The sequence below is a fragment of the Bordetella pertussis 18323 genome, from assembly GCF_000306945.1.
Classification (GTDB): Bacteria; Pseudomonadota; Gammaproteobacteria; order Burkholderiales; family Burkholderiaceae_B; genus Bordetella; species Bordetella pertussis.
Map to the genome: position 1 here is coordinate 3474492 of NC_018518.1, position 12559 is coordinate 3487050.

The 12559-nt window shown below is 65.9% G+C and carries 13 protein-coding genes; 6 read left to right on the forward strand and 7 right to left on the reverse strand.

The genetic code is table 11. The annotated features are described in order from the left end of the window. Nucleotides 1-5: 5 nt before the first annotated feature. From BN118_RS16385 to BN118_RS16400, 4 genes are all read left to right on the forward strand, one after another. On the forward strand, nt 6-686 hold the full coding sequence (locus tag BN118_RS16385; RefSeq protein ID WP_010931276.1) for a 5-formyltetrahydrofolate cyclo-ligase: 681 nt from the start codon (nt 6-8) through the stop codon (nt 684-686). Nucleotides 687-963: 277 nt separating this feature from the next. Next, nucleotides 964-2337, forward strand: a complete 1374-nt coding sequence (locus tag BN118_RS16390) for an MFS transporter (RefSeq protein ID WP_014906032.1) — start codon at nt 964-966, stop codon at nt 2335-2337. 1 nt (nt 2338) lies between these two features. Next, nucleotides 2339-3358 carry a histone deacetylase family protein gene (locus BN118_RS16395; protein ID WP_003818444.1) on the forward strand — a complete coding sequence of 340 codons (1020 nt, stop codon included), beginning with the start codon at nt 2339-2341 and terminating at the stop codon, nt 3356-3358. A gap of 63 nt (nt 3359-3421) precedes the next feature. Beyond that, nucleotides 3422-4393 carry a LysR family transcriptional regulator gene (locus BN118_RS16400; RefSeq protein ID WP_003818443.1) on the forward strand — a complete coding sequence of 324 codons (972 nt, stop codon included), beginning with the start codon at nt 3422-3424 and terminating at the stop codon, nt 4391-4393. Nucleotides 4394-4457: 64 nt separating this feature from the next. Here the strand turns inward: BN118_RS16400 and BN118_RS16405 are convergent, their stop codons facing one another. Together BN118_RS16405 and BN118_RS16410 are read right to left on the reverse strand one after the other, a co-directional pair. After that, nucleotides 4458-5408: an IS481-like element IS481 family transposase gene (locus BN118_RS16405; RefSeq protein WP_014905391.1), complete on the reverse strand. Its 951-nt coding sequence runs from the start codon at nt 5406-5408 to the stop codon at nt 4458-4460. Nucleotides 5409-5506: 98 nt separating this feature from the next. Then, nucleotides 5507-6067, reverse strand: coding sequence for a cob(I)yrinic acid a,c-diamide adenosyltransferase (locus BN118_RS16410; protein ID WP_003807159.1), 561 nt, complete (start codon nt 6065-6067; stop codon nt 5507-5509). Nucleotides 6068-6491: 424 nt separating this feature from the next. Here BN118_RS16410 and BN118_RS16415 point away from each other — a divergent pair, with 424 nt between their 5' ends. Further along, nucleotides 6492-6797 (forward strand): copper-binding protein, encoded by a 306-nt coding sequence (locus BN118_RS16415; RefSeq protein ID WP_003807161.1) that lies wholly within the window; start codon nt 6492-6494, stop codon nt 6795-6797. A 13-nt stretch (nt 6798-6810) separates the two neighbouring features. On the opposite strand, the gene hslU is transcribed toward BN118_RS16415, so the two are convergent. Next, entirely contained in the window at nt 6811-8145 is a 1335-nt protein-coding gene (gene hslU, locus BN118_RS16420; protein ID WP_003807162.1) for an ATP-dependent protease ATPase subunit HslU, read from the reverse strand. Nucleotides 8146-8276: 131 nt separating this feature from the next. On the opposite strand from hslU, the gene BN118_RS16425 reads away from it, so the two are divergent. Beyond that, nucleotides 8277-9227: an IS481-like element IS481 family transposase gene (locus tag BN118_RS16425; RefSeq protein WP_005013747.1), complete on the forward strand. Its 951-nt coding sequence runs from the start codon at nt 8277-8279 to the stop codon at nt 9225-9227. Here BN118_RS16425 and hslV read toward each other — a convergent pair. The 4 genes from hslV to BN118_RS16445 form a co-directional block, all read right to left on the reverse strand. Then, nucleotides 9207-9755, reverse strand: coding sequence for an ATP-dependent protease subunit HslV (gene hslV, locus BN118_RS16430; RefSeq protein ID WP_041166222.1), 549 nt, complete (start codon nt 9753-9755; stop codon nt 9207-9209). The genes BN118_RS16425 and hslV overlap by 21 nt on opposite strands. A gap of 147 nt (nt 9756-9902) precedes the next feature. Continuing rightward, a complete protein-coding gene (dksA, locus tag BN118_RS16435) occupies nt 9903-10367 on the reverse strand; it encodes an RNA polymerase-binding protein DksA (protein WP_003807164.1) in 465 nt (154 codons plus the stop codon). Between the two features lie 142 nt (nt 10368-10509). After that, nucleotides 10510-11619 (reverse strand): CobW family GTP-binding protein, encoded by a 1110-nt coding sequence (locus tag BN118_RS16440; RefSeq protein WP_003818423.1) that lies wholly within the window; start codon nt 11617-11619, stop codon nt 10510-10512. 276 nt (nt 11620-11895) lie between these two features. After that, nucleotides 11896-12399: a Fur family transcriptional regulator gene (locus BN118_RS16445; protein ID WP_003807166.1), complete on the reverse strand. Its 504-nt coding sequence runs from the start codon at nt 12397-12399 to the stop codon at nt 11896-11898. Between the last annotated feature and the right edge of the window lie 160 nt (nt 12400-12559).

The following is a 12559-nucleotide window of genomic DNA, read 5'->3' on the forward strand; positions in this document are numbered from 1 at the left end:
CCCGCATGCACACTCAAAATACCGCCAAGAATACCGCAGCCGCGCTGCGCGCGCGATTGCGGCAGTCCCGGGCCGAGCTGACCAGCAGCCAGCGCAGCCGCGGGGCGCTGTTGATGCGCGGACGTCTGTTCACCTGGCTCAACCTGGCCTGCGAACAGGCCGCCGCCCAGGGCCGCCCCCTTTCCCGCGTGGCCGCCTTCTGGCCCATGGAAGACGAACCCGACCTGCTGCCCCTGCTGGAGCAATGGGTCGAATCCGGCATCGCCGTCTGCCTGCCCGCCGTCCAGGAGCGCGACGCCCCGCTGGTGTTTCGGGACTGGACGCCCGACAGCGCCATGCGCACCGGCGCGTATGGCGTCCAGGAGCCCGCAGCCGGCCCGGCGGTGGTGCCGGACGTGGTGCTGGTGCCGACGCTGGGCTACACCCTGGACGCCGCTCGCCTGGGTTACGGCGGCGGCTACTACGACCGCACGCTGGCTGCCTGGCAGGCCGCCGGCGCGTCGCCGACCACCATCGGCATTGCCTGGTCGGAAGGGCTGCTGCCGGATGACTACCAGGCTGCCGCGCACGACATCGCCCTGGACGCCATTCTCACGCCCGACGGCTGGGTGCCGGGCGCTCCCCTGGTGGCCAGCGGCGCCGCGGCCGGCCACCGCAGCGCCGGCAGCCGTTTCCTGCTGCGCTGAACACGCCAACCCGGGCGGCCCGTCCTCCCGGGGTTTTCCCTAGGGTCGACACTCCCCCCGTCTCCGACGCCGGCCGCGGCCGGAGTCGGGGCCAGGCCGGCGGAAACATCGCAATTCATTGATTCATAAGCAGTTCTTGGCCGATCATGGCGCAAAACAGCCACCACGGCGGCGCGCCACGCGCGTCACGTAAATCAAACGAATATGGCGAATAAATAAATAGAATTTTTCTTATGTGCAGTGGTGGCCGTATAACAACGGCGGCCACCGGGCAATCGTGCCGGCCATCCGCCAGTCATACGAGAGAAACATGCAGGGGAATCACCAAACGGCTACCCATCAGCCGGTGCGCGCGTCCATCGCCGCATTCGTCGGCACCATGATCGAGTGGTACGACTTCTATATCTACGCCACGGCAGCCGCCCTGGTATTCGGCAAACTGTTCTTCCCGTCGGTCGACGGCTTCTACGGCACCCTGGCCGCGTTCGGCACCTTCGCCGTGGGCTTCCTGGCGCGTCCGCTGGGCGGCGCGGTGTTCGGCCATATCGGCGACCGCATCGGCCGCAAGAAGTCGCTGGTCATCACGCTGCTGCTGATGGGCACGGTCACGGTGCTGATCGGCCTGCTGCCCACCTATGCCTCCATCGGCATCTGGGCCCCGATCCTGCTGGTGGCGCTGCGCTTCATCCAGGGGATTGCCGTGGGCGGCGAGTGGGGCGGCGCCGTCCTGATGGCCGGCGAACACTCGCCCGACCGCAGCAAGCGCACCTTCTTCGCCTCGTTCGCGCAGCTGGGCAGCCCGGCCGGCCTGATCCTGTCGATGCTGATGTTCAAGCTGGTGACCTCGCTGGACGACGCCGCCTTCATGGACTGGGGCTGGCGCGTGCCGTTCCTGTTCAGCGCCGCGCTGCTGGTGGTGGGCTTCGCGATCCGCCTGAGCGTGAACGAGTCGCCCGACTTCCTGGCCGAGCAGGCCGAGAAGGCGCGCCTGAAGGACGCCGCCGCGAAGCAGGCCGCCGACAAGGCGCCCATCGTGGAAGTGCTGCGCGGCGCCTCCGGCCTGCTGGCCCTGGCCGTGGGCGCCAACGTGCTGGGCATCGCCGGCTTCTACTTCACCAACACGTTCATGCTGGCCTACACCACGCAGTACGTGGGGCTGAGCCGCGGCGTCATCCTCGACTGCCTGCTGGTGGTGTCGGTGATGCAATTCATCATCACGCCGCTGTCGGCCTACATCGCCACCCGCATCGGCAGCCGGCGCTTCCTGCTGATCACCTCGTTCCTGTCGATCTTCACGCCGTACGTGATGTTCAACATGGTCGACCAGGGCACGCTGACCAGCCTGACGCTGGGCGTGGGCCTGGCCGTGGTCTGCCTGGGCGCCTACTATGCGGTGATCGCCGGCTACGTGAGCGACAGCTTCCCCACCCGCATCCGCTATACCGGCATTTCCATGGCCTACCAATTGTCGGGCGCCATCTTCGGCGGCCTGACGCCCATCCTGGGCACCATCCTGGCCGAGAAGTTCCAGGGCCACTGGTGGCCGCTGGCCCTGCTGTTCAGCGGCATCTCGCTGCTGTCGATGATTTCGGTAATCTTCCTGGCCAACCATCGCACCGATGCGATGACGGCCCCGCTGCGGAGCGCATGACATGAAAGCCTTCTACCATCCCGACCAGAAGCTGCACCACCCGCAAACCTATTTCTCGCGCGGCAAGATGCGCACGCCCCAGGAAGTGCCGGCGCGCCTGGACGCCCTGGCCGAGGCCGCGCGCAAGCTGAAGTTCGACGTGCGCGAACCGGTCGACGCCGGGGCCGGCGCGATCGGTGCGGTCCATTCGCTGGACTACCTGCGCTTCCTGCGGGAGGCGCATGCACGCTGGAAACAGTTGCCCGACGACTGGGGCGACGAAGTGGTGTCGAACGTCTTCGTGCGCGAGCCCAACGCCCTGCGCGGCGTGCTGGCGCAGGCGGCCCGCTACCTGGCCGACGGCAGCTGCCCGGTCGGCCCGCATACCTGGCAGTCGGCCTACTGGGCGGCGCAATGCGCCATCTCCGGCGCGCAGACCCTGCTCGACGGCGAGCGCCATGCCTACGCGCTGTGCCGCCCGCCCGGCCACCATGCGCGGCGCGACGCCGCCGGCGGCTTCTGCTATCTCAACAACGCCGCCATCGCCGCGCAGATGCTCACGCAACGCTACAAGCGCGTGGCCATCCTCGATACCGACATGCACCATGGCCAGGGTATCCAGGAAATCTTCTACGAGCGCAGCGACGTGCTGTACGTGTCCATCCATGGCGATCCGGAGAACTTCTATCCGGTGGTGGCGGGCTTCGAGAACGAGCGCGGCGCGGGCGAAGGCTATGGCTACAACGTCAACCTGCCCATGCCGCACGGCTCGCCCGAGCCGGTGTTCTTCGACCGCCTGCAGCAGGCGCAGCGGGCCATCGAACTGTTCCAGCCCGACGCCCTGGTGTTGTCGCTGGGCTTCGATGTGTTCGAGAAAGACCCGCAAGCCATGGTGGCGGTCAGCGCCAATGGCTTCGAGCGCCTGGGCCAGGCGATCGGCGCCTTCAAGCTGCCGACGTTGATCGTGCAGGAAGGCGGCTACTATATCGAGGGCCTGGAGGACAACGCCGAGCGCTTCTTCGCGGGCCTGGCCAAGGCCTGAGGTCCCGCCTGTCCATCCGGAAAAGGCGGCCGCGGCCGCCTTTTTTCATGCCTTCCACAAACCATGTCCGCCAGCCCTGCTCCCAAGAAATCCGCCGCGGCGCTCGCTCCCGAGCGCCTGGACTGGAACCTGTTGCGCACCTTCATGTTCGTGGTGCAGGAACGCGGCGTCGGCCGCGCCGCGACCGCGCTGCACCTCAGCCAGCCCGCCGTCAGCCAGGCGCTCAAGCGGCTGGAGCAGGCGGTGGGCGGGGTGCTGCTCTACCGCCGCAGCGGCGAGTTCCGCCTCACCAACCTGGGCGAGGAAATCTATCGCCTGGCGCGCGAAATGTACGGCATGGTGGCGCGCGTCGAGGAAGCCGCCATCCAGGACGAGGACGATATCGCGGGCACCTTGCGGCTGCTGGTGATGAGCAAGATCCAGAGCACGGCCTACGACGATTTCCTGGCGCACTTCCACCGCCGCTATCCCAAGGTGGAGTTCTCCGTCGACGTCATGCAAAGCGCCGCCATTCTCGACGCGCTGGCCAAGCGGGTGCCGGCGCTGGGACTGTGCCTGTGCCGCAAGGCCATCGACACGCTGGAACGGCGCCTGTTCCTGCGCCATCGCTACGTGGTGGTGTGCGGCCGCCACCATCCCTTCTTCTCGCGCCGCAACGTGCGCGTCGAGGACCTGATGGACCAGAACTTCGTCTGCTTCGCCAGCGACCAGCTGGGCGACACGCTCTCGCCGCTGACGATCTTCCGCGACCAGCAGGGCTTCACCGGCCGTATCGTGGGCACCTCGCCCTATCTCGAGGAAATCCGCCGCATGGTCGTGGCCGGCGTGGGGCTCAGCTTCCTGCCCGAACACCTGATCCGCCAGGACGTGCTGGCCGGCGAACTGCGCCGCCTGCCGCCCGAGCACAACGTGGCCGAGATCGATGTGTTCCTGGCCTGGCACCGGCAGCGCAAGCTGAGCGCCGCCGAACAGGCCTTTCTGGCCGCGTTCGAGCGCTTCCTGCACCGCACCCCGCTGGAGATGCGGGCGCGCTGAGCCGGTCCTCTCGGGGCAATCCCCATCCGGTCCGCGCCAAGCGCGCCCAAGGGCGCGCCGGGCGCTAGGTGTGAACTGTCAATAGGTTGTATTCGTCCAGGTTGAGTCTGGAGATGGGTACAGCGCGCCCGATGCCTTGGTGGGGTCGATGCCAGTTGTAGTGGTGTAGCCAGGATTTCATGGCATCGGCTCGGTGTTGGGAGTTCTGGTAGGTGTGAGCGTAAGCCCACTCACGCAAGGCCGACTGGATGAAGCGTTCGGCCTTGCCATTGGTCTGTGGGCGGTAAGGTCGGGTAAAGCGGTGCTTGATGCCCAGCTCATGGCACAGCGCGGCGAAGGCGCGGCTGCGAAAGGCCGAGCCATTGTCGGTGAGCAAGCGCTGGATGGTCACGCCCAGGCGCTGGTAGTAGGCCACTGCGTCCTTGAGGAACTGGACGGCGCTGGGGAAGCGCTCGTCGGGGTGGATGTCGGTGAAGGCCACGCGGGCGTGGTCATCGATGGCCACGAAGACGAAGTCCCAGCCGGCCCCCTCAACGGTATCGCGTCGGTTGCCCGTGACCCGGTGGCCAGGGCGCTGGATACGTCCCAGCTTCTTGATGTCGATGTGCAGCAGATCGCCGGGGGCCTGATGCTCGTAGCGCACCACCGGCTCGGCCGGCTCCAGGTCGGCCAGGTGCGACAGACCGGCGCGGGCCAGGACGCGGCTGACGGTGCTGGCTGACACGCCCAGCGCCTGGGCGATGCGCGCTTGGGTCAGCCGCTTGCGGCGCAGCTCCACGATAGCCAGCGCCTTGGCCGGCGCAATCGCTCGGGGCGAGACCGTCGGGCGCGAGGACGCATCGGCCAAGCCCGTCTGGCCCTGAGCCAGGAAGCGGCCCAGCCATTTGCGCACAGTCGGCGCGGTGACCCCATAGGCGCGGGCCGCTTCAGGCACACAAACTTGATGGGCGATCAATTGCTGGACCATTTCGAGTCGACGTAGGAAGGTCAATCGGGCATGCTTATGGGTGTTCATCCGGCCGGGCTCCTTGAGTGAACTGGGGGGTTGGCGATTTCCAGTTTCTCAAATCCGGTTCGGATGAACCATGCATACAACCTATTGAATCTTCACAGCTAGTCGGCCGGCCGGGCGTGGCGGCTGGCCCAGTACACGTCGCGCGCGCCCTGCGCCTGGTTGACGTGGCGCGCCAGGACGAACAGCAGGTCGGACAGGCGGTTGAGGTACTGGCGGACCGGCGCGTTGACCACTTCGGCGCGCGCCAGCGCCACCACGCTGCGCTCGGCGCGGCGGGCCACGGTGCGGCCCAGGTGGCACAGCGCCGCGGCGCGCGAGCCGCCGGGCAGGATGAACTCGCGCAGCGGCGCCAGGCCGGCGTTGTAGTGCGCCAGCCGCGCATCCAGGTGGGCGACCTGCTCGTCGGCCAGCGCGATGTGGCCCGGGATGCACAGCTCGGCGCCCATGTCGAACAGGTCGTGCTGGATGGTCGACAGGTCGGCGTCCATCTCGGCGGGCAGGGTTTCGGCCCGCAGCAGGCCGAGCACGCTGTTGAGCTCGTCGACATCGCCCAGCGCCGCGATGCGGGCGGTGTCCTTGCCGACACGCGAGCCGTCGCCCAGGCCGGTGCTGCCGTCGTCTCCGGTACGGGTGGCAATTACGGACAAGCGGTTGGCCATGGCGGGAAATCCTGGAGGTGGAAAATGTCAGGCCGCTATCCTAGCATCGTGCCCGCCGCTGGGGCGGCGGACACAGGGCACGGAAGCGCCGGCTTCAACCCGCCAGGGCCGCGTGGCGTCCAGTTCCACCGGCGGCGGGCGTACGGCGGCCCATTGGAGGGCGTCGGACTTCCAGGCGATCGCGGCCTGCATGGCCGGAATCATGGGAAGCCGCTGGCAAGCGGCGCGTATGCTTACGTGCCGGGAACCGACTGGCACAGCATGCGTCGATCGGTAAGCGCGCCGCCTCGCATGGGCCCAGGCCGCGCAGAAATGTCAGGATTGTTGCAATTTGCCCCTGGCGTGCCCGCGTCGGCGCGGTATCCTGGCGATGATGCGCGTGCAGGGCCGGCAATCGCGGCCCCGCGCGACTTTGGAGGAATACATGGCTTTTTCCCGCAAATACTCGTCCCGGATGGCCGTCGCCACGGCCATGGCCGTGGTATCGCTGGCCACTCCGCTGGCATTTGCGCAGCAGGCCGACGCGACCGGCGAGGTGCGGCGCGTCGATGCCGCCGCCGGCAAGGTGTCGATCAAGCACGACGCGATCAGCGCGCTGGACCTGCCGGCCATGACGCTGGTCTATCAGATAGATCCTGCGCTGCTGGCCGGCATCAAGCCGGGCGACAAAGTGCGCTTTACTGCCACGCGCAAGGACGGGCGCTACGTCGTCACGGCCATATCCAAGTAAGGGAAAGGCCGCGCTACAGCACGTAGCGGGCCAGGTCCTGGCTGCCGGCCGTCTCGGCCAGTTGCAGGTCGACGTAGGCGGCGTCGATGGTGATCACTTCGCCCGAGTTGGCGCTGGCATCGAACGACAGCTCTTCCAGCAGTTTTTCCATCACCGTGTACAGGCGTCGTGCGCCAATGTTCTCGGTGCGCTCGTTGACCGAGAATGCCAGTTCGGCCAGCCGGCGGATGCCGTCGTCGGTGAATTCCAGCTTCACATCCTCGGTGCCGAGCAGGGCGGTGTATTGCTTGATCAGCGAAGCGTCCGTCTCGGACAGGATGCTGACGAAGTCTTCGGCGCTCAGCGAATCCAGTTCGACCCGGATGGGGAAGCGTCCCTGCAATTCAGGGATGAGGTCCGAGGGACGGGCCAGATGGAAGGCGCCCGAGGCGATGAACAGAATATGGTCGGTGCGCACCATGCCGTAGCGGGTGTTGACCGTGGTGCCTTCGACCAGCGGCAGCAGATCGCGCTGCACGCCCTGGCGCGACACGTCGGCGCCGCCTGTCTCCTGGCGTGCGGCGATCTTGTCGATTTCGTCCAGGAACACGATGCCGTTCTGTTCGACGTTGGTGATCGCGGCCGCGCGCAGATCGTCTTCGTTGACGCGCTTGGCGGCTTCTTCCTCGACGATCAGCTTGAAGGCTTCCCTGACCTTGATCTTCTTGGATTTCTTCTTGTCGCGCGCCAGGCCGGCGAACATGCCGCGCAACTGCTCGGCCATTTCTTCCATGCCGGGCGGCGTCATGACGTCCATCTGCGGCATGGGCTGGGCGATCTCGATCTCGATCTCCAGGTCGTCGATCTTGCCCTCGCGCAGGCGTTTGCGGAAAGTCTGGCGCGCGCTGTTGTCCTCGCCGCGCTCGGGCTCGCCGGAGGCGCCGCGCGGCGGCGGCACCAGCGCGTCGAGGATGCGGTCTTCGGCCGCGTCTTCGGCATGGCTGCGCACGCGGCGCATTTCCAGCTCGCGTGTCTGCTTGATCGAGTATTCGGTCAGGTCGCGGATGATGGTGTCGACGTCGCGGCCCACATAGCCCACCTCGGTGAACTTGGTCGCTTCGATCTTGATGAACGGCGCATTGGCCAGCTTGGCCAGGCGGCGGGCGATTTCGGTCTTGCCCACCCCGGTCGGCCCGATCATCAGGATGTTCTTGGGGTGGATTTCATGGCGCAGCGGCTCGGCGACCTGCTGGCGCCGCCAGCGGTTGCGCAGCGCCACCGCGACCGCGCGCTTGGCGCGATTCTGGCCAATGATGAATTTGTCGAGTTCGGAGACGATCTCGCCGGGGGTCATGTGATTTGCGGACATGGGGTCGGTCCTTCGTGACAGCTACGCGCCTAGCTGTGAAGATTCAATAGGTTGTATGCATGGTTCATCCGAACCGGATTTGAGAAACTGGAAATCGCCACCCCCCCAGTTCACTCAAGGAGCCCGGCCGGATGAACACCCATAAGCATGCCCGATTGACCTTCCTACGTCGACTCGAAATGGTCCAGCAATTGATCGCCCATCAAGTTTGTGTGCCTGAAGCGGCCCGCGCCTATGGGGTCACCGCGCCGACTGTGCGCAAATGGCTGGGCCGCTTCCTGGCTCAGGGCCAGGCGGGCTTGGCCGATGCGTCCTCGCGCCCGACGGTCTCGCCCCGAGCGATTGCGCCGGCCAAGGCGCTGGCTATCGTGGAGCTGCGCCGCAAGCGGCTGACCCAAGCGCGCATCGCCCAGGCGCTGGGCGTGTCAGCCAGCACCGTCAGCCGCGTCCTGGCCCGCGCCGGTCTGTCGCACCTGGCCGACCTGGAGCCGGCCGAGCCGGTGGTGCGCTACGAGCATCAGGCCCCCGGCGATCTGCTGCACATCGACATCAAGAAGCTGGGACGTATCCAGCGCCCTGGCCACCGGGTCACGGGCAACCGACGCGATACCGTTGAGGGGGCCGGCTGGGACTTCGTCTTCGTGGCCATCGATGACCACGCCCGCGTGGCCTTCACCGACATCCACCCCGACGAGCGCTTCCCCAGCGCCGTCCAGTTCCTCAAGGACGCAGTGGCCTACTACCAGCGCCTGGGCGTGACCATCCAGCGCTTGCTCACCGACAATGGCTCGGCCTTTCGCAGCCGCGCCTTCGCCGCGCTGTGCCATGAGCTGGGCATCAAGCACCGCTTTACCCGACCTTACCGCCCACAGACCAATGGCAAGGCCGAACGCTTCATCCAGTCGGCCTTGCGTGAGTGGGCTTACGCTCACACCTACCAGAACTCCCAACACCGAGCCGATGCCATGAAATCCTGGCTACACCACTACAACTGGCATCGACCCCACCAAGGCATCGGGCGCGCTGTACCCATCTCCAGACTCAACCTGGACGAATACAACCTATTGACAGTTCACACCTAGCGTTTCGATCACGTGATTCTGGTTCGTGTAGATGCACAGGTCGCCGGCGATCTCCAGCGACTGCTTGACGATGGCTTCGGGCGGCAGTTCGGTATTGCGCAGCAGCGCCAGCGCGGCCGATTGGGCGTATGCCCCGCCCGAGCCGATGGCCGCCAGCCCGTGTTCGGGCTCCAGCACGTCGCCGTTGCCGGTGAGCACCAGCGTATGTTCGGTGTCGGCCACGATCAGCATGGCTTCCAGGCGGCGCAGCACGCGGTCGGTGCGCCAGTCGCGCGTCAGTTCGACGGCGGCGCGCATCAGGTGGCCCTGGTGTTTTTCCAGCTTGGCTTCGAAACGTTCCTGCAGCGTGAAGGCATCGGCGGTGGCGCCGGCGAAACCGGCCAGCACCTTGTCGTGGTACAGGCGGCGGATCTTGCGGACCGTACCCTTGATGACGATATTGCCCAGCGTGACCTGGCCATCGCCGCCCAGCGCGACATGGTTGCCGCGCCGTACGCACACGATGGTGGTGGCGTGAAATTGTTCCATTCGTTCCTTCCTTTAAACGGTTCAGATGGGGGTGGCGAGGCCGATTTCAAGCCGGCCCGGTCCGAAAACAAAAGGGCTATGCCGTGGAGCATAGCCCTGGTAATGCGTTCGGCCGGTGACCGAAGAATACGGGACGGGTTTGGAGCCTCAGTCGCCGTACAGCTTCTGGCGCATTTCACGGCGTTCCTGCGCTTCCAGCGACAGGGTGGCCGTGGGGCGTGCCAGCAGGCGCGGAACGCCGATGGGCTCGCCGGTTTCCTCGCACCAGCCGTATTCGCCGCTGTCGATGCGTGCGATCGCCTGCTGCACCTTCTTCAGCAGCTTGCGCTCGCGGTCGCGCGTGCGCAGTTCCAGCGCATGCTCTTCCTCGATGGTGGCGCGGTCGGCCGGATCCGGGACGAACTGCGTTTCGCGCAGGTGCTCGGTGGTTTCGCCCGCGTTGGCCAGGATGTCCTGTTCGAGTTGTTTGAGCCGTTCCTTGAAGAACGCCAATTGGCGATCGTTCATGTAGTCGGCCTCGGGCATGGCCAGCAATTCCTGTTCGCTGGGCAGATCAATCGCCGTATCGCTCGTCGACTTGCTTGATTTTTTCGTTGCTGCCTTCGTAGCCATGTAAATACTCCACTATGAATCGATCCGGGCGCGGCCCGAATATTCGCGCCTGGCTGGCCGTATAACCGTTGTACTTGCGCTAGCTTGTCCTCGCAGTACGGTTTTTACTCTGGGTTTCGCATACGCTTCGATCAGAGGTGCGTTATCCGACCAGGCACTGCTCAAGACCCCGGGTGAAAATCTCCTGGGGCAGCTTGCGGCCGATGAACACCATCTTGGTGGATGGCTTTTCGGCCGCGGTCCATGCTTTGCCGGGTTCGGCGCCCATCATCATGTGCACACCCTGGAACAACATGCGGCGGTTGATGCCCTTCATGTACAGGATGCCCTTGTAGCGCAGCAGGTCGGGACCATAGACCTGCACCACGCCGCCCAGGAATTCTTCCAGCCGGGCTGGATCGAAGGGCTTGTTCGAGCGAAACACGAACGCGCCGATTTCGTCATCGTGGTGGGCGTGGTGATGATGGTGGTGATGGTTGCAATGGGCCCCGCATTCGCCTTCGTGATCATGATCGTGATCATGGCCGTGGCCATGGTCGTGGTCATGATGGTCGTGGGCGGCGTCGGGGTGCTCGTCGGCCAGGAAGGCCGGGTCGATGTCCAGGATCGAGTTCAGGTTGAAGCCGCTGATGTCGATGATGGACTTGAGGTCGGCTTCGCCGAAATGCACCGGCGTGATCGGCGCGCGCGGGTTGATGCGCACCAGGCGCTGGTGCAGCGCCGCGTAGTCGACGTCGTTGACCAGGTCTTTCTTGGAAACCAGGATGCGGTCGGCGAAGCCCACCTGCTTCTGGGCTTCTTCCTGGGCGTCCAGGGTCGCCATGCCATGCTTGGCGTCGACCACCGTCACCACCGCGTCCAGGCGGTAGTACTCGGCGATGTCGTCGTCCATGAAGAAGGTCTGGCACACCGGGCCGGGGTTGGCCATGCCGGTGGTCTCGATGATGACGCGCTCGAACGACAGTTCGCCCGCTTCGCGCCTGGCGCGCAGGTCCGACAGCGTGCGCATCAGGTCGCCGCGCACGGTGCAGCAGACACAGCCGTTGGACAGCTCGATGATTTCTTCGTCGCGATCCTGCACCAGCAGGTCGTTGTCGATGCTCTCGGGCCCGAATTCGTTTTCGATCACCGCCACGCGCCGGCCGTGGTATTCGGTCAGGATGCGCTTGAGCAGGGTGGTCTTGCCCGCACCGAGAAAGCCGGTGAGGATCGTGACGGGAACCATTTTGTCCAGACTGCGCGCGGTGTTCATGGGCGAAGCGAAAGCTAAGGTCGAGTCGCGCAGGCCGCGGCTCGGATGTTGGGGCTGCGAGGGGCCGCCATTCGCGGCCGGACGCAGGATTACAGCACAGACGGGGGCCAGGGGCAAACCCCGGAGCAACCCTGGCGCGAGGGCCGAAAATCAGGCCTGGCGCGCCGCTGTGCGGGCATCGCTTATCGATGCAATGAAAGAAGATGGGGGCGGAATTTCCATCTTCAAGAGGGGACGGAGCGACGGCGGGAATTGTTACTTGTCGTCGCCGTGTTTTCAGTGATGCGAATGCGTGTGGCCGTGCGCCTGCGCCGGGCGGTTCTGCTGGCACTGCGGGCACAGGGCGCGGATTTCGGTTTCGTGCGTCGCCAGTGCGAAGCCGGTGCGGGCCACGCGCTCGGCCAATTGCCGGCTCATGTCGGGATCGCTGATTTCGGCCACCGCGCCGCATCCGGTACATACCACCAGCAGGTCGTGCGGTTCGCCGGCCGCGTCGTGGCAGGCGCTCCATGCGTTGACCGCGTCCAGGCGGTGGATCAGGCCTTCGTCCATCAGGAAATCGAGCGCGCGATAGACCGTGGGCGGCGCCGCGCCGGGATGTTCGGCGCGCATCGCCTCGAGCAGCTCGTACGCCTTGAGGCTGCGGCCGTGGACCAGCAGCAGCTCCAGCACTTTGCGGCGGATGGGCGTCAGCCGCCGGCCGCGCTGCGTACAGAGGGATTCGGCCAGATCGAGCTGGGCGCCGACGGTATCGGCGCGGGTAGGGCGAGAGGCGGACATAACGGTCAAAAGGCGTAGTAAGTGGCCAATTCGGGCCGCAATGCGTTGAAGGTATCAGAAATCCGCCAACGGCGTGCCGCGCAATCGGCCACGCCATGGCGCGCCGCATTGATTGTTATGATATAACATAATGATTCTTGCGCCACCCGGCCCGAACCCA

Excerpts from the sequence above, each read along its gene's own strand:
- BN118_RS16385 (WP_010931276.1), top strand. The coding sequence starts at position 6 with ATGCACACTCAAAATACCGCCAAGAATACCGCAGCCGCGCTGCGCGCG.
- BN118_RS16395 (WP_003818444.1), top strand. The coding sequence starts at position 2,339 with ATGAAAGCCTTCTACCATCCCGACCAGAAGCTGCACCACCCGCAAACC.
- BN118_RS16400 (WP_003818443.1), top strand. The coding sequence starts at position 3,422 with ATGTCCGCCAGCCCTGCTCCCAAGAAATCCGCCGCGGCGCTCGCTCCC.
- BN118_RS16405 (WP_014905391.1), bottom strand. The coding sequence starts at position 5,408 with ATGAACACCCATAAGCATGCCCGATTGACCTTCCTACGTCGACTCGAA.
- BN118_RS16410 (WP_003807159.1), bottom strand. The coding sequence starts at position 6,067 with ATGGCCAACCGCTTGTCCGTAATTGCCACCCGTACCGGAGACGACGGC.
- BN118_RS16415 (WP_003807161.1), top strand. The coding sequence starts at position 6,492 with ATGGCTTTTTCCCGCAAATACTCGTCCCGGATGGCCGTCGCCACGGCC.
- hslU (WP_003807162.1), bottom strand. The coding sequence starts at position 8,145 with ATGTCCGCAAATCACATGACCCCCGGCGAGATCGTCTCCGAACTCGAC.
- BN118_RS16425 (WP_005013747.1), top strand. The coding sequence starts at position 8,277 with ATGAACACCCATAAGCATGCCCGATTGACCTTCCTACGTCGACTCGAA.
- hslV (WP_041166222.1), bottom strand. The coding sequence starts at position 9,755 with ATGGAACAATTTCACGCCACCACCATCGTGTGCGTACGGCGCGGCAAC.
- dksA (WP_003807164.1), bottom strand. The coding sequence starts at position 10,367 with ATGGCTACGAAGGCAGCAACGAAAAAATCAAGCAAGTCGACGAGCGAT.
- BN118_RS16440 (WP_003818423.1), bottom strand. The coding sequence starts at position 11,619 with ATGAACACCGCGCGCAGTCTGGACAAAATGGTTCCCGTCACGATCCTC.
- BN118_RS16445 (WP_003807166.1), bottom strand. The coding sequence starts at position 12,399 with ATGTCCGCCTCTCGCCCTACCCGCGCCGATACCGTCGGCGCCCAGCTC.